This is a genomic window from Halococcus sediminicola, assembly GCF_000755245.1.
GTDB lineage: Archaea > Halobacteriota > Halobacteria > Halobacteriales > Halococcaceae > Halococcus > Halococcus sediminicola.
The window spans coordinates 37,868-56,351 of sequence record NZ_BBMP01000009.1 but is presented as its reverse complement, the minus strand read 5'-3'; the positions used below and the strand labels follow the sequence as shown (position 1 = coordinate 56,351).

The 18,484-nt window shown below is 57.1% G+C and carries 16 protein-coding genes and 2 pseudogenes; 9 read left to right on the top strand and 9 right to left on the bottom strand.

Annotated features, from left to right (window positions below; all coding sequences use genetic code 11):
• The first annotated feature begins 1 nt into the window (after position 1).
• From ACP97_RS19840 to ACP97_RS06775, 4 genes are all read left to right on the top strand, one after another.
• A complete protein-coding gene (locus ACP97_RS19840; RefSeq protein ID WP_154019970.1) occupies positions 2-292 on the top strand; it encodes a hypothetical protein in 291 nt (96 codons plus the stop codon).
• Positions 293-361: 69 nt separating this feature from the next.
• Positions 362-805 carry a hypothetical protein gene (locus ACP97_RS06780; RefSeq protein ID WP_154019969.1) on the top strand — a complete coding sequence of 148 codons (444 nt, stop codon included), beginning with the start codon at positions 362-364 and terminating at the stop codon, positions 803-805.
• A 21-nt stretch (positions 806-826) separates the two neighbouring features.
• Positions 827-1,027 carry a hypothetical protein gene (locus tag ACP97_RS19835; RefSeq protein ID WP_154019968.1) on the top strand — a complete coding sequence of 67 codons (201 nt, stop codon included), beginning with the start codon at positions 827-829 and terminating at the stop codon, positions 1,025-1,027.
• Positions 1,027-5,097, top strand: a complete 4,071-nt coding sequence (locus ACP97_RS06775) for a type IV secretory system conjugative DNA transfer family protein (RefSeq protein ID WP_049997078.1) — start codon at positions 1,027-1,029, stop codon at positions 5,095-5,097. The genes ACP97_RS19835 and ACP97_RS06775 overlap by 1 nt, the downstream gene beginning before the upstream one ends.
• Here ACP97_RS06775 and ACP97_RS06770 read toward each other — a convergent pair.
• Positions 5,089-5,547 (bottom strand): hypothetical protein, encoded by a 459-nt coding sequence (locus tag ACP97_RS06770; protein WP_154019967.1) that lies wholly within the window; start codon positions 5,545-5,547, stop codon positions 5,089-5,091. The two genes, ACP97_RS06775 and ACP97_RS06770, sit on opposite strands and share 9 nt — an antisense overlap.
• Before the next feature lie 658 nt (positions 5,548-6,205).
• On the opposite strand from ACP97_RS06770, the gene ACP97_RS19830 reads away from it, so the two are divergent.
• Positions 6,206-6,490 (top strand): hypothetical protein, encoded by a 285-nt coding sequence (locus tag ACP97_RS19830; protein ID WP_154019966.1) that lies wholly within the window; start codon positions 6,206-6,208, stop codon positions 6,488-6,490.
• 474 nt (positions 6,491-6,964) lie between these two features.
• On the opposite strand, the gene ACP97_RS06760 is transcribed toward ACP97_RS19830, so the two are convergent.
• From ACP97_RS06760 to ACP97_RS21005, 5 genes are all read right to left on the bottom strand, one after another.
• A complete protein-coding gene (locus ACP97_RS06760) occupies positions 6,965-7,642 on the bottom strand; it encodes a helix-turn-helix domain-containing protein (protein WP_049997075.1) in 678 nt (225 codons plus the stop codon).
• A 242-nt stretch (positions 7,643-7,884) separates the two neighbouring features.
• The gene (locus ACP97_RS19825) at positions 7,885-8,040 is read right to left on the bottom strand and encodes a hypothetical protein (protein WP_154019965.1); all 156 of its coding nucleotides are present in this window, start codon (positions 8,038-8,040) and stop codon (positions 7,885-7,887) included.
• Positions 8,041-8,608: 568 nt separating this feature from the next.
• Positions 8,609-8,926 (bottom strand): hypothetical protein, encoded by a 318-nt coding sequence (locus ACP97_RS06755; RefSeq protein ID WP_049997074.1) that lies wholly within the window; start codon positions 8,924-8,926, stop codon positions 8,609-8,611.
• A 320-nt stretch (positions 8,927-9,246) separates the two neighbouring features.
• Entirely contained in the window at positions 9,247-9,648 is a 402-nt protein-coding gene (locus tag ACP97_RS06750) for a hypothetical protein (RefSeq protein ID WP_049997073.1), read from the bottom strand.
• Positions 9,649-9,730: 82 nt separating this feature from the next.
• Positions 9,731-9,865, bottom strand: a complete 135-nt coding sequence (locus tag ACP97_RS21005; protein WP_272913435.1) for a hypothetical protein — start codon at positions 9,863-9,865, stop codon at positions 9,731-9,733.
• 61 nt (positions 9,866-9,926) lie between these two features.
• Here ACP97_RS21005 and ACP97_RS06745 point away from each other — a divergent pair, with 61 nt between their 5' ends.
• Positions 9,927-11,162, top strand: a complete 1,236-nt coding sequence (locus ACP97_RS06745; protein WP_049997072.1) for an RNA-guided endonuclease TnpB family protein — start codon at positions 9,927-9,929, stop codon at positions 11,160-11,162.
• Between the two features lie 65 nt (positions 11,163-11,227).
• Here the strand turns inward: ACP97_RS06745 and ACP97_RS06740 are convergent, their stop codons facing one another.
• Positions 11,228-12,103 (bottom strand): ParA family protein, encoded by an 876-nt coding sequence (locus ACP97_RS06740; RefSeq protein ID WP_049997071.1) that lies wholly within the window; start codon positions 12,101-12,103, stop codon positions 11,228-11,230.
• Positions 12,104-12,597: 494 nt separating this feature from the next.
• Between ACP97_RS06740 and ACP97_RS19025 the strand changes: the two are divergent.
• Positions 12,598-12,916, top strand: a pseudogene (locus ACP97_RS19025) (transposase); the annotation flags it as partial.
• A gap of 320 nt (positions 12,917-13,236) precedes the next feature.
• On the opposite strand, the gene ACP97_RS06735 reads toward ACP97_RS19025, so the two are convergent.
• Together ACP97_RS06735 and ACP97_RS06730 are read right to left on the bottom strand one after the other, a co-directional pair.
• Positions 13,237-15,225: a transposase gene (locus ACP97_RS06735; protein WP_202593574.1), complete on the bottom strand. Its 1,989-nt coding sequence runs from the start codon at positions 15,223-15,225 to the stop codon at positions 13,237-13,239.
• Positions 15,226-15,453: 228 nt separating this feature from the next.
• Positions 15,454-15,816 (bottom strand): annotated as a pseudogene (locus ACP97_RS06730) (recombinase family protein); the annotation flags it as partial.
• A gap of 190 nt (positions 15,817-16,006) precedes the next feature.
• Between ACP97_RS06730 and ACP97_RS06725 the strand changes: the two are divergent.
• The gene (locus tag ACP97_RS06725; protein WP_049997069.1) at positions 16,007-16,879 is read left to right on the top strand and encodes a winged helix-turn-helix domain-containing protein; all 873 of its coding nucleotides are present in this window, start codon (positions 16,007-16,009) and stop codon (positions 16,877-16,879) included.
• 89 nt (positions 16,880-16,968) lie between these two features.
• On the top strand, positions 16,969-18,225 hold the full coding sequence (locus ACP97_RS06720; RefSeq protein WP_049997068.1) for an MFS transporter: 1,257 nt from the start codon (positions 16,969-16,971) through the stop codon (positions 18,223-18,225).
• Positions 18,226-18,484 lie beyond the last annotated feature (259 nt).

Genomic DNA, 18,484 nt, shown 5'->3' with positions numbered 1-18,484 from the left:
AATGGTCATAGTGACCTCTCATACCCGTCTTCGCCGAGAATGTCGCCATCTATTCGGCTGGGCGGCTGGACGGGGGTTCCTCGCCTATGCGTTCGCTCAGACGTACCTCTACCTGTATGGACCGTCGCCGGCCATCGTTCCACGTCTTGGAATGACCGTCGCGGTGCTCTGTGGCGCAGGTGCCCTTCTAGTCGGTGCACCAACGCTCGCACTGTGGTTTGCCGACTGGGTAGAGAGCGTGCGCCAGCAGTGGCTTCCGCGACTCATGGAAACCAGAACAGGAGGTGAGTAGCGGTGTTCGATAGCGATTCAGATATCCTTACACAAGAGCGCGACCGGGTGTTGAACGCCGAGACACGCCGTGCGCTCTCGCGCCGCCCGACTGGTCGGCGTAGTTATCGTTGGAGTGTTCACGGCCGTCGTCGGCCTCTCGCTCGCAGCGGCGACGGTGATGCTTTCGGCACCATGGCAGTTGTACGTCGTCGTCACGGCCATCGTCGCGTTCGTGTTGCCCATTGCCGTACCCTACGCGATGCTCCGCGTGTACGGTCTCGCCCACCGCGACGTGATGTACGTCGCCAAACGAGCGTACAGAGAGGTCGTCGCCGAGATCATCGCTCTCAGCGGTACCTCCACCGCTTCCTATGCTTTCGTCGAGGCCAGTTCTGACACCGACGGCGAGAGCGACACCGACGAATCGGGAGATTCTGGCACACACAACCCCGTGGAGGGTAGTCCCGACGATGCAACCCCGGTTTCGAGAGCGGAGAATCCGCCGACGAGAGCAGTATCGCCAACGAAATAGCCGACACGACAGATCCGAGCCATGACTGACGATACATCCACGAAAGACGACCCGTTCGCAATGGACGAATCGCCCGCTCACCGCTTCATCGCTGGACGTACAGGAACCGGCAAAACTGACCGTCTCACCGCAGTAATGGCCGCTTTCAATGCCGAGAGCACCCCCGAGTGGATCGACTCGAAAGCCGACGACGAGGACGTGACTGACAGGAGCGAGAGCTAATGGGCCTGACCTCGTTCTTCAGCGGTGATTCAGAACCGTCGGTGATCGAGGCCGACGACACGCTTGCGACCGACCTCTACGACCGCTCGCGAGACGCCCGCCTTCAGACTGTCCGGCCGTACAAGAACACCGAGAATGGCTTAGAGCGCGGCATGAAGTTGCTCACCGCGCTTCACGATCCTGACACGGGGATGCTCGGCATGCGAAACAAATCCGAACCGTTCGCCTTCGAGCTACACTACGGCGCGGAAACCGAACTGTTGCAGTCTCGCGTTGCCACCAAATCCGACGAGCGCTTCGAGCTAGTCGATCGGCAGGTGCAATCGCACTACGGCGACTCAGACACACGCGAAATAGACCCCGCGTTTCTCGAAATCCAGCCCGGACAGTACGTTTCCGGTACGACGCTGCAACTCCGCCAGCGCGAGGAGTTCGAGCGCTTGCGGCCGATCAGAAACTTTCGGCTCGATCCCGAACACTTCGAGATCGGGCCATTCCGCTCGATAGCCCGTGAGATGGTCGGCGCGGCCCACCGTCCCGATTGCGACGTGCTCGTTCAGTCGGTCATCAAACCAGCCGTCTCGACGGCGAAGTGGAATCGCAACAACTGGTGGTATGGGATCGACCAGACGATTGATTCCGTGACCGGCAAGGACAGCGGCGGCTCGATGGATTGGGGCGAGGTCGGAAAATCCATCGCCGAACCCTTCCAGCGCGCCGGCATGACCGAACGCCAGCGCCGTCGAGAGGAGCGCCGGGAAATTCGTGAGCAGGAGCGCAACGGTGGCAGTGGCAGGAGTCGGTTCACCGGGACGGGCGAGGAACCAACCGCCAGCCGGTCGGACGTTGCCCAACTGCTAGATCAGCAGCGCGGCATGCGCGGCTACCATCTCTGCATCCGCATCATCGCCGTCAGCGACGACCGCGAGGAAGCCCAGAAGCGCGTCCAGGACACGGCCGGGATGTTCCGCAACTTCTACGATAGCCGATTCCAGCAGGGATTCGTCCCGGTCAACCCCTCCGGCAAGAAGCTTCACCGCGTGCTTCAGCACGCCGCCAGCCGCGAATACACCGACCGCAAAATGACCTTCCCCGTGGACACGCTCACCGGAGTCTGCAAAATCCCAACCGACCTCGCTCTCCAACAGTTCGACCACTCGATGTCCGCCGCCGGACAAGGAGTTCCACCACGCACACCCCGGTTTGATTGGGATGAAGTCGGCCTCGACAGGGCTACGGCTTCGCTCACCGAGCGTCAGCGCGCGCTGCTTTCGACGACCGATCCGGCCAAACCCTACTGGTATGGCTACGGCATGCGCAGCGAGGTCGAAGCCGGCGTCGAACCCGATATATTGAACGTTCACCAGTTCGTCGGCGGCTCTACGGGTGTCGGCAAAACCACGCTGCTGACCAACTTCTTCTATCAGATCATGCAACGCGGCCACGGCGGGCTGTTCTTCGATCCGAAAGGACAGGACGCCAAGGATGTCGTTCGGCTGCTGCCCGACCATCGCGAAGAAGACCTCGTATTCATCGACATCGGTGCGGACGCCGAATACGAGGTCGGCTTCAATTTCCTCGAAATCCCACTCGAAGACCCCGACCCCGAGAGTCAGGCCTTCGATAGTGCCGTCAGCGCTCTCGCAGACGATTTCGAGGCACTGCTGGCCCAATCCGGTGACGGCAGCAGTTGGGGACCCCGCATGAGCGGCATTACCCGCGCGGTCGTCCGTGGCCTCGCCGAGTACCAAGTCCGCACCGACGAGACCGTGACGATGCTCGATATGGCGTTCCTGCTCGCCGACGAGGAAGGCCGCCAACGCATCCACGAGATGATGGGCGAGGAGCGCATCGAGTGGATTCAGCAGGCGACCCATGTGATCGCCGAATACTCACAAGACGACCTCGAACCACTATTTCGGCGGCTCTGGGAATGGATCTTTTCGAGTACCATCCGCTCGGTCGCCAGCCATCCATCCACAACGATCTCGATCGACGACATCGTTCGTGATGGCAAGATCATCGTTGTGCGAAATAGTTCGGGTGCGGACACGCCGAAGCGCCTCGTTACAACCGCGCTCATCCGTCGGCTGTGGGTGTCGATCCGCGAGCAGACCAACCGCGACGACCGCCCGGACCCGCCGCAGTTCTATGTCGTCTGTGACGAGTTCGACAAAGTGGTCTCCGAACAGTCGAACATCCACAACATCCTGCGAGAGGCGCGTGCATTCGATCTCTCGCTGACGTTCGCGGCTCAGAACCTCGATACGGGTGGTGGCGACGACATTGGCATTCCCCAAAGCATTCAGAAAGCGATTCGCGGCAACTGTAAAACGTTCCTGACGTTCGATCCCGGTGATCCTGAAGATGCGAAGGACATCGCTCACCAGCACTCGAAAAACATCGACGGCGAGGACATCGAGGAGCTGTCGCAGTTCCGCATCTACATGCGGACCCACGACGATCAGAACGACAAAACCGACTCCTACAAGGTTCGGACATTCCCGCCAGCGCCGGAATCGCTCTCCGACGAGAAAGTGCGTTCTGACGAGGAAACCGACGCGCTAATCGCCGAATCACAGGAGCGCTACGGCCAGCCCGCCCGTTCGACCAGCGACATCAAAGACGAGATGCTGATCGACGCGACCGGCGGCACTGGCACCGGCACGATCAACGCCGACGCAGTGCTGCCAGACGAACTCGATATGGAAGACAAGCGCGTTCGCAATCGCGCGCTGAAAGTCGTCTACGACGAGTCAGTGCGGCAGGGCAACCCCGGCGAGTACGTCGCTGTCGAGGACTGTCTTGACCGGTTGCGTCGGTATCTCCCCGGTGGCGAGCAGATCAACAACGTCGGGCAAGCATGGCGCAAGGTCTTCCAAGAAATCTCGGATGCCTACCTCGCCGACCGCGAAAATATCATCGAGGAGGGTGAGGAGGTCCAGACCGAAGTGAAAGCGCTCGATACGGGCTTCATGAACATTGGCGACAAGGAAAACGACGGCGGGAAAGAGCACTGGGAACAGATGGCCGACGCCTACGTACCGTTTACACAGTTGGGCTTCGTCTTCGACATTCCCGAGCAGACGGGCGGGGCCATGCCCGACGGTCTCGCCAAGCTCGATGACGCGCTCTATCTGGACGATCTCGATGTTGACGATCACGACCGGGTAGCCAACCGAATCAACAACTATCGCGATGAACACGCAATCCTCGACCGTCTCGCCGGGACGCAGGATGCGTTCATCGAGTCCGAACACTCGACCGGACAGACCCAGCCCTCGCAAACGATCTCAAACCTCGCACAAGCGCATAACGCGGGCCATCGGTGCCTGTTCATCTGCCGGCCGGGAGAAGCCAACGCGATCTACGACACGGTGGCCGGTGAGGAACCGTGTGCTCGTGACAACCACTCCGTCGAGGGTGAGAAGCGTTTCTACACGTTCACAAACAGCCTCAGCATCGACGGTCAGCAGATCACCCGTCCCGGTGCATCCGATAACGTGTGGGTCTACGACGAGCAGACCGGCCAGTACATTCTCCGCGATAACGACGGCACCGAGCACGCCCGCTTCGACACGGCATCAGACATCTATAACGACGCCAGCGCCTATCCTTCCAGTGGCGACCGGACGATCAAGCCGCCGGCCATCCCCGAATACGAGTTCGACGGTGGCGATGCGGGCGCTGCTGAATGGGACATCATCACCGTACCGAAGCGTGAACGCGACGAGGACGGTGAGAAGATACCGCTCTCGCCAGCGGATCTCGAACTCTACCGGCCGGATGAACAGAATCGACCGCTCTCAGAGCTAATCCTATCACTGATAGATGAATCAGCCGACAGCGAGAGTACCATCCCATCGACTCCAACGAGTACAGCGGGAGGAGAACCAACGATATCTGACGGCGGCGCTGAGAGGAGTGAATCTACCAGCGACGAGCAGGTGGATATCAGCACTGAAACGGACGAGTCAGAGGAATCAGAGGAGGCCAAACCCACAGATCAAAACGAAAGTGGACAAAGCAGTGAGGAGATGACTGAGAAGTTTGAAGATTACTTAGGCTGACTCGATTCCATTCTTCTTGCGATACTCCGCTGCTTGATCTTCGTCGAAAATCCCAGTATGCACGGCCATATCTATGAGTAGGTCATTTATCTGATCGATGGATTCCTCAGCCTGATCGAGACGTTCTTCGATTTCTGTGACGGTCGAGGTACCACTTGTTTCATCCAACGCTTCAACCACCTCCTGACCGAGATCAGTCAGCCGATATTCCTTGGCGGCATCCCCACCTTGCGAAGCATCCTCGCTGCCCACTTCTTCCGTCAATCCTTGCTCTTCCAACTTTTTGAAATGATAGCTTCGAGAAGGCACATCTTCGTAGCGGCGTAGTCGTTGCGTGTCTGCCTCCCCACCGTAGAAGCGGAGACCGGCGAGAATTGTTTCACGAGGCCCGCGTGTCTTTTCAACTAGCGCTTCAAGCGTCTCCGTATCTGTCTGCTCCGCCTCTCCCATACCCTCTAACACCCTCCACAAGCTCAAATAGGTTGCCATCTAACACCCTCCACACCATCAATAATTAGAGGTTAATTGACCTCAAATCAGCAACGCCGACACACCCGCATGGGGGACCCCCTCCCTGTGGTGAGAGCTTTTGTAGTGATGTGGGTCCGAGTGAGCGGGTGCCGCCGCGGCGGTGCTGGCAACAGCCCCGTAGCCATGCCCGGCCGGATGGCGGTGTGGCGCTGACTGAGCGAGCCCTGGATGTCTGGTGAGCAACCAGCGGGTGTGAGCGCTGAGATAAGCGCCGTGCCATGCCGGATGTATATCTGAGATGATGTAACAGTAGAATGGTGGATGTCCGACTGCGTGGTAACCAGCAAGGGGGATGTCAGGTGGCGAGTAGCCGAGTGTGATCCAGGAAATCTCGAGTGTGGACTGAGCGGCGACTGACCGAAATCACCGGGGGAGAATGGCGCTGACAGCGAGTGCCGACTGGGGGTCCAGTGGCGAGGCAGTGCAACAGCAGACCAGGGGTCCAGTGGGCGAGCAACTGAGCACGATGACGATGATGACCGACGATGGCTTACTGGGAGTACAGCCGAGTACAGCAGCCGACAGGATGGATGCTACTGGCGACGACCAATGGGGGTCCAGTAGGCGAGCAGCGGCTATGGTGACGACGAAGACCGCGAATGCCGGCCGGGGGTCCAGCGAGCCGATACAACTAGGCGAGACAGCGAACATCAACTGCGGGGAACTGCTGAGGCCGGCTAGGGTTCTAGGAAAGCGAAGCTCCGACGACGACCGACGAGAACCGCTGGCTGCGAGACACCGCAAGCGACTGGCTGGCGAGCACAACGAAGACCACGAGTGCTGGCCTGATATACAAGAGGTGCGATACTGCTGTGAGCAGCGCGAAAACCTCGAGTGCGACACCCGACATCCGACTGGCTAGAGTTAGGGCTGAGTGCGACGACGCCACTGCGATGGAAGCCTGACATCCAGGACTGCTGGTGCAGTACCAGCACGGATGGACCCCCGATTGTAGTGCGGTCCTGCGGTCCGCGGTGAGCGGCCCCCGTTGCGGTGCGGGTCGGCAGCATCAGCGACGGCTCGCCTGTCACAGCACAGTCGAACGAGATCGAGGTTCGCTGCCAAATCAGCACAATCAGAAGCTGGCAGGTCTATCGCGATCATACTTATCCCGCCTGCGCCGACGGCCCCCCGGGGCCGTAAGACCTCGGGTGCAGTCGCCAGCCACTGCGGGGCTGGCCTCGCGGTAGCGAGCGTCGGAGCGCGTCGGTCACGCGACGGCGTTCGCGTGAGGCGATACGGTCGTGTTGTGGCGTAGGTGTGTCTTTGAACGGTGGCCTTAGCCACAACCGATAGATGAACTATCGTCTCAACTGCTGGAGAATCGAGCGGTGGATTATTTCTGCCCGTCTGATTCCTCTGCTTTCCTAACCAGTAGTGTATCCTCGATGAGCGCGTCTGTTGCGCGGCGGAGTCGTTCGGAGAGTGCTTGGTGGGAGATATCGAGCTTGTCAGCAAGCTCATTCTGATCGGTGTCGCGCGGAATGTCGAAGTAGCCCGTTTCGTGGGCAGCTTCGAGTGCTTCGAACTGTTCTTCAGTCAACCCGAATCGGCCAACTGTTTTGCCTCTCATCTTCCGAATAGCATCTATTTCAATGGTCAATCCCTCTTGTTCGGCGTATTCTATAGTCTTACTCAGTAACTCACGGTTGGGATATAGTATCCGAAGGATCCACTGACCATCGTTGCCGAACGCATCAGTAATTGTTGCCTTTGAATTTGTCAGTATCTGAAGAACGGGCTTCACCTCCGAAATCCATTCCATACGATAGAGTAGTTCGTCTTCAAATGCGGAGAGAAGTGTGAGATTCTGGACGCTTGGGTCGTCGCTGATGGCAGCTTCGATAGCTTCCTGCTCGCCGTTTCGTATCCAGAAGAGTGGCATGGGTGCCTTGTCACCGCTCAGGACGATGCGCTCGACTTCAAATTCGATGCCCGGTAGCGAACTTAGCGCTTTGTAGAATGCAAACTCATCAGCAGGAATTCGCGCCTTAACGATGCAAGCGCTGGTCATATATTGATATCTCATCAAACGTTAATACTTCTTTCCAATTGTGTAATTGGCGACACTACCGAAATTATCCTCTATGATCGCGTCTCCTTTCGGCCCACAGGGGGCCGTCGGCGCAGGCAGGATACGCATGAAGCCACCAGAGAGACGATTTCGTGGCTATGATTCGCTTCGGGCGTCGGCTACTACGCCTATTCCGACGGTGATACCGAGCGCTCCACCTATTCCACCAATCAGTACGCTCGCTAGCAGTTCGGGCGTGGTGAGCACGACTGCGACGACCACGAGTAGATACACGACGACCGCGCCGACGGCGACTGCGAGCGCACACTTTCGGCGGCGAGCGCGTGCTGTTGGAGGTGGCCGTACTGTTTGCGCTGGAGGGCGTCAATTTGGTTCATGAGGCGGTCGTCGGTAGCTCCGATACGATGGCGGGGATCGCCGAAATCATCGGTAAGTTGGAAAGGTGAGCGGGCGTCTCGGCCCTCCCACTGGTTGATAACTTCGCGGATGTCGCTGGTATCGACATCGAAGACACGCTCGATGGCCTCCGGCGGGCGAGGATAGCAGTCGTATTCCGGCCTGTGAGATCAGCGTCGGAGTGCCGGACCAGTCCGTATGCGAGGCCGAAGCAAGGCAGAGTACGCCGCAAGGGACAGAGATTACGCCAGACTACGCTCGATCACACAGTGATTACGAGAGAGTACGCACCATAAGAACCCAGAGAACACCAGTCGGATCGTCATTGCTCTCAGAAAGGCACAGACGTACTCACAAGCGAGCGGTGAAGAGATGGATCCTACACGGGAGGAAACGCCACGGAAGCAGTCAGCGACGAAAGCACCCGGCCGGCGCTTCGGATCGCCCGTTGTTCGGAGTAAATCCCGTACGAGAGAGAATGCCAGAAGAATACCACGTACTCTCTCGGCGCTCTCATCTCTAGTTGTTCAGAGCCTGAGCGAAAAGATATCAGTCGGGCAGCATCAGGATCATCTTCACGAACGCCGCAATCCCGACGAACGCGAGCGTCAGGCCCTCGATGAGCAGTGTCCCGTCCGTCCAGCCACTACCAGAAGAAGCCACCACAGCGACGACACCGGCCATCAGCAGCCAGCCCACGAAGACCGTTCCCGGTCGGGCGAGCATCGCGAAGACGATGATAGCGAGGAGAACGACCGCGATCCAGAACGTCGTTGTCGTCGAAAGGCCAGTCACCGACACCGCTTCTACATCGGTCGGATAGCTCAGAACGGCCAACGCGGAGACCAGATACGCTCCCCAGCCCACGACGATCCCAACGATGAGTACGAGTAGTGGTTTCAGTAGGCCGCTGTCGCTCTTGCTTTCGGAGTGAGCTTCGGTACTGGTCGCCTTATGCCGTGCATTCTCTCGCGGTCTGTTGCTCGCCGCGCCTTCCCACGTCGGGTTCGAGGATGGTCAGAGGACATAGATGTCGTGGATAGCTGTCATAGCTGTTTCGCAGCTCTAGCTTTCTGTGTCAACCGGATGCTTGTCGCCGGCCTCGTAGACGGTATCACCCACAGTGATCGCTTCGCCAAGCTCGCTGCTCCCCGTAGATACTCACCCTGTTTTGATGGGTGCGAATATCACTCATCGAACGACATTCCGTACCCCCACTCTTCCAGGTCGGTCTGAACCTCATCGAGATGTTGAAGACCAACTTTCATGAGTGCCTCTCGCAGATCAGTCAGAGAGACAGTACTATCGAATCGCTCTTCGAGTTCTCGTAAGGCGTCACGCTCGGCGCTTTTGGTGTCCTCTTGAAGAAACAGTGGCACCCGATTACGACCATCTTGGACTCCATCACGGCGGAATTTGTACGGAATCTGCATCCGTTGTTGACTGGGCTGTTGTCTCTCGGTTGCTTCTTGACTGGTACTGGAAATTGGTTGAGTGTCATCGGTACCCGTTCGTTCTGCTGACTCTACGCTCGTAGACGTGTCGTCGCTGAACGGATCCTCACCAGCACCTTCTTTCATACCCGTCATAAGCTAAACCTCCAAGCGCGGATACCACGCCTTTCAGAGCGTGGAGGAGCGTGTAGTCTTCTGCAACCGCCGCGCGGCGGCGTTACTGCTCGCCGGAATCCAACCGCTTCACCCCTTCGAGCATCAACCCTTTCCACGTGTAGCCGCGTTCGTCCTTCAGCGCCGCGAGTCGTTCGTGCTGTTCGTCCGTGAGGTCGAATTGAACCGTTTTGCTCATACATAACCATATTTTTCGTAGGTTTTAACCTTGTTGTGTTCGTACTCGGTACTGTCGGAGAATGACCGCCACAGCCACTAAGACGCTCGAAGCCACGCTCGTCTCGCCCACTGCGGGTAAAGAGCGTGCGCTTCAGCGAACGGTGGCGAACTACCGGCGTGCGCTCCGCGAATCGTTTGATTCGGGAGCAACCACGCAGGCGGCGGTCAACGATGTGGTGACGCCGTATCGCCTCACCTCGTATGCGAAGGATGCGCTCAAGAGCTACGTCCCGACGCTTCGGAATAGTTACGGCGCGTCCGAACTCGCCGACGACCACCCCGTTCGGTTCACGAATCGGGGGTTTCGTCTCGACCACTCCGCTGAACGCGAAGCCGGGTTCTGCTGGTACGTCCCGCAGGCCGGCCGTGGCAACGGATTCTGGATACCGCTCCACATCAATCCCGAGCAGCGCGGGCTGTGGTTCGGTTTGCTTGATGGCGATGCGTCGGTCGGCGAGTTCCGCGTTCAAGAACGGCGGAGTTCGTGGGTCTTGCACGTCACGGTCGAACACGAAGTCCCCAAACCCGACGAATCGGGCGATCCCACCCACGTCGGCTTCGACATCGGAGAATCCAAGCTCTTGGCGGGCTGTGCCTGCCGAGACGACGGTACTCCTGTTCGTCCGATGTTCGTTGACGGCGGGCGAGCGCGACACCTCCGCAAAGAGATGCACACCACGCTCAAGCGACTCCAAGAGCGTGACGCCGCCGAGTGGCGTACCGACGAACGATTCGACCACTACCAGAACGCGCTCACCGACATCGTTGAGAAAACGTCCCGCGAAGCCGTCGAGTACGCACAGGGGTTCGACTCGCCGGTTATCGTGATGGAAGACTTGTCGTTCATCCGTGAACGACTGGATTACGGCGCGTACATGAACCGGCGGTTGCACGCATGGGCGTTCGCCCGGCTTCAGGGACGTATCACGGACAAAGCCCGCGAGGTCGGTATCGCCGTCGAGTTCGTCGCCCCGGCGTACACGAGCCAGACGTGCCACGCCTGCGGCCACATTGGTCGCCGATCGTCGCAGGCGGAGTTTCGGTGTACGAACGCCGATTGTTGGGTATCGGAGTACCAAGCGGATTTGAACGCGGCCAGCAACATCGCCAGTCGCGTTGACCCGTGGGGAGAGAGCCTGCCGTTGAAATCGGCGGGCGATGACTCGCCACAGGACGGGAGTGCCCTTGACAGCACCACAGCCCGCCGCGAGCGGAGCGCGAAATCCGCGCAGATGACGCTCGCGGAGTGGGGCTGAAACCTCTCCGAGAGACTGGATTCCCACTGTGTGGGATTCCCTGGCCTTCAGGCCGGTGGAGGATGTCAAACGATCATCCCCTCGTGATCGAGGTCACCTGGCTCAGGGGAATTTGGTGCTTCGATTCCGGCTTCCTGTTCTAAATGGCGTGCAATTCGGTCGAACTGGGCAAGCGTGTCGAGTTCGTAGTCGCGACGACGGTCACGAAACTCACGAACGTACCTGAAGGCCGAACACTGCTGCATCCAGCACCCTTCCATCAGCGAGGTACGCTCGCCGATGATTTCCGGGATCGAATATTCGATTTCATCAAGAATGGTTCGCTGATCGCGCGTGTTTTTTACTCCGATAGGGATCGCAGCGAGGACACCAACAGCCACGTTGAGTTGCTCTTGGAGACCAGTTACGAGCGACTCTAGACCCCGAACAGCTGCCCGCCCTTTCGCACTGGGCTCGACAGGGATAACCAACGATCGCGTTGCATGGATGGCATTGTAGAGGTGTGGTCCCTCGCTGGCGGGCGGATCACAGATGAGAACGTCGTACTTGTCAGGTACTCCTGCGTCTCGGAGTACACGAAGTAGCTGAGCATGCATACCGAACGCCTCACCCATTGCTTCGGCTTGATCTTTCTCACGCTGAAGATATTCGGTGAGATCTGAGAGCATGTTGTGTTCCGGGATGATGTCCACTCCCTCGACTGTCCGAACGAGATCCCCGAAGTCGCCTTTCGGACGGCGAATCATATGTCGGACGAGATTATCGACTGGCTCTGTTCGTTGTTCATCGATATCGAACAATCGTGATAGATTCCCATCCTGGGGATCAAGTGGGACAACGAGTGGATCTAGTCCGGCGCGGGCATGTGCGACAGCTAGATTCGCTGCGGTCGTAGTTTTCCCAACTCCGCCTGCCTCACTGTACGTTGAATACGCTAGCATATGATGATCATGACCGCTATTCATCTTAAAAGTTCGTCAGACACATTCTCTAATTTGAACAATTAGTTGTGTCTCAGTCAGTGAGCAATGAATGTTGTTAATGAACACCAGTAGTGAACATCATCAATGAACATCAGTAGTGAACACAATCACTGAATATTACTACTGAACACACTCTAGGAATACAACTGATGTGAGTTGTTGCTGAATGTATTTGTGGGAGCGTTCGCAAACGTTATTCTGTCGTTGGTACCTCTCGACAAGCGTTCTTGACGACCTCGATAGTGAAATGGAGAAGTAGCAAATTGAGTATAAAAGCCAGTCGATATGGCGCCATGTGTTATACTCTTGAATATTGACATCCGCGTGTGGGATGGATTATTCGTTGCAGAGAAAATTGTGAGTTCCAGCCTGCAGTTATTGATGATAAACCACAGACCGCAATATATTCGTTGCTTCGTTGTCGGCTACCGCTTAGATGCTGAGGGATCCTAATAGCGCAGCTACAATCATTGCTCGAAGATGACCGGTACAGCAGTCACTGGATACGACGGCTGTACCAGCGTCGGACGCGGCGCGATCACGCGATGGACGCGCTCGTCCGCAACCTGATGGAACGCCTGTACGACGACGGTGTTTCAACGGTGTACGTTGGCGCTCTCACGGACGTTCTCGAAGCGTCGTGTCGGTCGAGGTGAACGCGAAGACGCACAACTCCTGGCGTTCCAAACGTTCATCGCCCGGCTCGCGTGTACCGCCGAAGAGTACGGCATGAGCGTCGAAGTCCGATCGGAGGCGTGGACTTCCCAAGAGCTGAGTTCGGCTAGCTTGATTCGTCATGCATAAAACCCATAAAATTTAAACTAACGAGGGTAGCCTCGTCACTCTCCACAGATGAAAATTCGTCTCTTAGATTTCAGCAGAGAGAACGGGCTTTCGTGAGATCTGAAGTCGGCTAGATGGCCGCTGAATGCACAGACTGGGCGTTCGTTGCAGCCGTTTTCCTGATGTGCCAAACAAGCTGTGGATGGGGTCGGATCGCAATTTCAGAATCATCGCATCAAAGCGCGAAACAAATAACTGCCCGATAGAGCTGTCGCTCACGAACGGGCTCACAGGGGGTTGACCGAGCCTCAGTCAGGCGGATCTAGGCCGTAACACTGCTTGGCGACGGTCAGGAACTGGTTCGCGTCCACTCGCGGTGCGTACGTGCGGTTCTCGCCGTCGATGGCGAGTTTCACCAGCAGATCAACCAGCCGCCAGACGTTGTAGAGCACGCATGCGAACGCGAAATTGAAGAACCGATAGTCGCGCTCGGTCGAGGTGGTTCGCACCATGAAGTGTTTCTGTTTCTTGAACCCGTTCTCGATGCCCCAGCGATGGCGATACCAGCGAATTAGCCGCTCGATCATGTGGACGAACGCTCTCGCGTCCATCTGCTGACCGTCGGCGTCACCGGCGGTCACGTAGGGGTGGTTCGTCTCGAAGACGACGGTACCGGCAGTGTCAACGTCGCCGTTCTCTGCTTTCTGTTTGCGCTCTTCGACTTCCTCTTCGCGTTGGATGTCCGCGATCAGCCGCGAGAACGACATTCCTTCGCTCGGTTCACCCTCTATGTCGTCGAACTCCCACTCGCCGCACATCTCTTGCCATACCTCCGAGAGACCGTTGTCTTCGTCCGCATCGTTCGAGCGCGACTGCTTCGGGAGGTAGACCTGCTTGCGCGTAGACGTCCCATCGTTGGCTTTCTCTTCGGTGACGTGAAACCGTTCGCCGTTGCGGTACATCCATGCGATGGTATCGGATTCGTCGCTATTGGTGTAGATACGCGTCGGGTTGAGGTAGTGGATGCCGTATTCCTCGCAGGTGCCTTTCACCGACTCGCTGTCGAACTCGCGGTCCATCATCACGAGATCGAGATTCACCATCTCGGTCGCTTGCGACAGGAGCTTCCCGACGATCTCGTCTTTCGATTGGCCGCGCACGCGCGGGATAGCGTCAAGCACCAACGGAACGTCTCTCCCGACGATTTTGATCACCGCCCATTGGTAGTACTCGTTTTGATCCCTGTGTCCGAGGATGTCGTCCTCGTGACCCTCTGGGTCGCCGGTAAACGGGAACCCCTTGGTGACGTCGATGGCCGCCCAGAGCTTCCCGGTGAGTTCGCCGTGCTGGCGCGCACGGGCGATCAGCATCCGCGTGGTGTTGCGGAGCATCAAACGGATGTCATCGACCGAGTGCTTGCCGATCTGATAGCGGTGGGTCGATCCAGTTGGGATATGCTCGCGCGTGGTATCGAGCGAGAACGAGGCGGGGCCGCTCCGAGCGTACATGTCCTCGCGCATCCCCATGTAGGCATGCTGTTCCCAGAAGGCGTTCTCGTGGATCTGCCAGTTCGGGCCGCGATCAAGCGCGAAGGCGTCGGTCACGAACGGTTTGGCCTGCTGCCAGACCTCGTCGGTTTTCTCGGCAACGAGCTGGTGTTCTGGAGGGTCATTGGCGTCCGACTCATCCGCTTCGCTGGTGTCGATCCGGTCGGGAAGCGGAACCTCGCAGGCACGCGCGGCCCTCACAATCGCGTCAGCACACTCTTGTACGGCATCGCGGAGTTCCGCGCTGAAGCGTTCGTTCCATGCCCGCCAGAACGTCGATTGATTCGGGAGCGTCTCGAAGCCGAGCTGACGACGGAGTGAGGGATGCGCTCGGAGGTGGTCGTGGAGCGCGGTTTCGTCCCACCTGTTGATCTCCTTGAGCAGACACGCTCGAACCAGTAGCGCCATCGGATACGGTCCCGAGTACGGTGCGAGCGAATCATGCGCGGCGAACGTGAGGTGGTCAATCGGCAGATCACAGACCAGCGCCTCGATGTCGGCGTAGTCCTCACAATGCTCGCAGCGCGTCTGTACGACGGTGGTGACATCTGCGACGAATCCACCGAGATCGTCGCCTACACCGTCGGCTTTGTCGTCGAAAAACTGTAACCGTCCGGCATTAGCGATGTCGGCGAGATCCGGTGAGAAGGTCTCCGTGGTCCCGTTCGATCGGTCTGCGGCTGGTGGCTGCGTGTCGATACGTGCGTCCGGATCGGATGAGTCGGTCTCCGACGCTGAATGATTAGCCATGACATCTGAATCACCGCCATCACAAGCTACCCGACAGACGGACGCTGGGCGATGTCTCGCCCGTTGCGTGCGTCCAACTGTGGTGCGGTGAGTGCTGTGTCATGGGTTGGGTTCTGCCGGTACCACGAACGGCTCATCACCCGAACATAATGGGTTCGATTTCCCAGAGCCCTCGCCGGATTTTGTCCATAGTCCGAACTCGCTGCGAACGCTTCTCCCAGAGAAGTGTTATTCAGGATTTCTCTTGGATTCGACTGGATGTACGCCTCGGACATCGAGCGGCGGGAAATTCTTCTCGCCGACATCGACTTTCGCGCGTTCGAGTTGCCACTGATCGTTGTCGAAGGGGATGTTGTAGTTCGCCTCGGATCGTGTGATGGTACTCCGAATCTTCGAGCCGGGTATCTTGAAGAACGCGGCGGTGGCCTTCTCTTCGCGGCTCTTGCGAACCTCGCGGATGAGGCTCTGGACACGGACGTACTCGGCGGGCACTTGCTGTAGGGAGCCGTCTTCGACCGTGTAGCCGAACGGTGGTCGACCGACACGCTTGGCGGCGTCGATGCCTTCTTGGATGTGCGAGCGGGTCATCTCTGCTACGACGCTGTGACCGGCGTCCAGTAGGGTTGAGACATTGTCAACCAGGAAAATCCGAATGTAGCATCGTAACATGTGTTCTAGCTCTTAAAAGGTCTGATGGCTAATACAGCGCAGGGAACATGTCTGAGCCCACTCATCGAGCATCTAGAACAGGGTTAACTTTCTTGCCGGAGCGCTTCCTAATATGGCCGATTCATCGACCAAGCAAAACGAGCTCAACGAGATGTCGCCGGAGGACGCATTTGCTCTCCTCGGTGATGAAACAAGAATCGCTATCATCCGGGCATTAGGGATGACGCCTGACGACTCACTTTCTTTCTCTACACTGCGAAAACGTGCCAGCGTAGCTGATAGTGGCCAATTCAATTATCATCTCGGAAAGCTCGTCAACAATTTCATTCGTCAGACTGATGCGGATGAATACGAACTCACCTATGCCGGAATGCGGGTTATCGGAGCTATCTTCTCGGGAACGTTCAATCAGCGTGGAACTCCGAGATCGTTTGAACTTGACGCGATGTGCAGTGTCTGTGGGTCTTCACTAGTGGCTGAATATGAGCATGAACGTGTTACTATCGTCTGCCAGGCTTGCGACGACCAGATCTCGACGTTTGGTTTCCCACCGGGAGCATTCGAAAACCGGACCCACGAGGAACTACCTCATGCGTTCGACGGACAAATCCGGGCACATCTTTCGGCGGTGAGGAAGTGCTTCTGTCTCAACTGTACCGGCCGTATGCATGGCTCAATAATCCCGAACTCCGAATATCTTCTTGAAGATCAAGAAGTCGGCATTGAGCATGTCTGTGAACGATGTGATAACCGCTCCATTACCTCAATAGGCGTGTATCTTCTCTCTCAACCGGAGGTTGTTGCCTTTCATTATGACCACGGTATCAATCTCAATACAACACCGTTTTGGGAATTGCCGTGGCTCCGTGAAGAGAACGCCACGGTACTTTCATCAGATCCATGGCGCGTCCAGTTAGCCTTGAAGCTTGACGATGACTATCTCAGGCTTGAAGTAGAGGATGATCTGTCTGCCTCAGTCATATAGCGGGTAGAACAGAAGCAGGCTTCGGTCGGTCAGTTCACAGAAATGACGTTCTGCTAATAGTTATCTGCTACGGCCGGATATTTAGATTGATGAAATCGCTCATTCGGAACACAGCATTCAGGCGACTCTTTGTGGGACGGTTGGTGACGAACGCTGGTGATAGTCTCTATTATGTCGCGGCAATGTGGCTAGTCTATGATCTCGGCGGCTCAGCATTTTATACCGGGCTGGCGGGCTTTTTGACACTCGTTCCTACGACTTTACAGTTTCTCACGGGACCGTTCGCCGATCGCTGGGATCTCCGTCGACTATTGGTGGGGACGCAGGTGCTTCAAGCCGCGCTTGTGCTCATCATTCCAGTGGCAGCGATGACAGGCTGGCTTTCCGTGACGGTCGTGCTTGTGGTTATGCCGCTTGCTGCGATGGTGAGCCAGTTCGTCTACCCGGCCCAAAACGCTGCGCTACCACGAATCGTTCAAGAGGAAGAGATCGTCGACGCAAACTCGGCGTTTTCGTTTGCGTATCAAGGCGTCGATACGGCCTTCTCGTCACTCGGTGGAGTGCTTGTCGCACTCTTCGGTGCGGTTTCGCTATATTTAATCGATTCAGTGACGTTTATTCTGACAGCGCTAATCTTCGCTGTAACTCGGATTCCTGATGCAGAGAGTGAGACAAATCAAGAGAATACAGACCGAGTCACGTCGACATTTTCAGATTATGTGGAGAAACTCCGCGAAGGTATCGAATACATTCGAGGAACCATCCTCATTTTAACGCTTGGTGCGTCGGTGATTGTCAATTTCATGATTGGAGCGATGATGGCCGTTCTTCCCGCGTTCGCGGCATCACGTGGCGGTTCCGAGACGTATGGAATACTACTCGCGGCAATGACTGCGGGGCTCTTGATCGGTGCGCTCATGGCCTCACCGTTGAAACAGGTTTCACTGAGTCGATTGAACATCATTGGATTCAGTCTCGGTGGCTTTGCGTGGCTTACTGCGGTCTACGTTCAATGGCTTCCTGTGACCGCCGTTTTATTCTGCTTCGCGTGGGTTCCTGTTGGTGTTACGAACGTCGTGTTCATGGCGATGACCCAGACGTATGTTCCTGAGAGGCTACTGGGACGTGTGACTTCGGTCAACGTCAGCGCTTCAGCAGCAGCGATGCCAGTCGGTTCGTTGCTTGGTGGGGTCGCAGGCGATGCGATAGGGAGCACCGTCGTAGTGGGCGTGACAGGAGTTGGTTTCCTGTTTGTGACGCTGTATTGGCTCTCTCATCCCCTCCTACGCTATGTTCCATCTGTTGAAAAGCTCGATCCATCAGAATATGGTTTGGGACAATTATAGAGTATATGTGAACCTGATATTTTATTCTGGAGGATAGTTAGATAGATTGTTGATGCACGGCTTGGCTCGAAAACCCATACCGGGAGTACAAATTTCGCAGGGAACTGTGCATAACGAATTTAGCTAGCCGACCTCTGGTGAGATAGGCAATTACTCCGAGAGCGACCGCGAACGCTGTTCCTTGCATGAGCGTTGGAACGAGCTCGTTCCCGCTGTAGAGGACGAACCAGGTCCATGCCACGAACTACCCGACAATGAA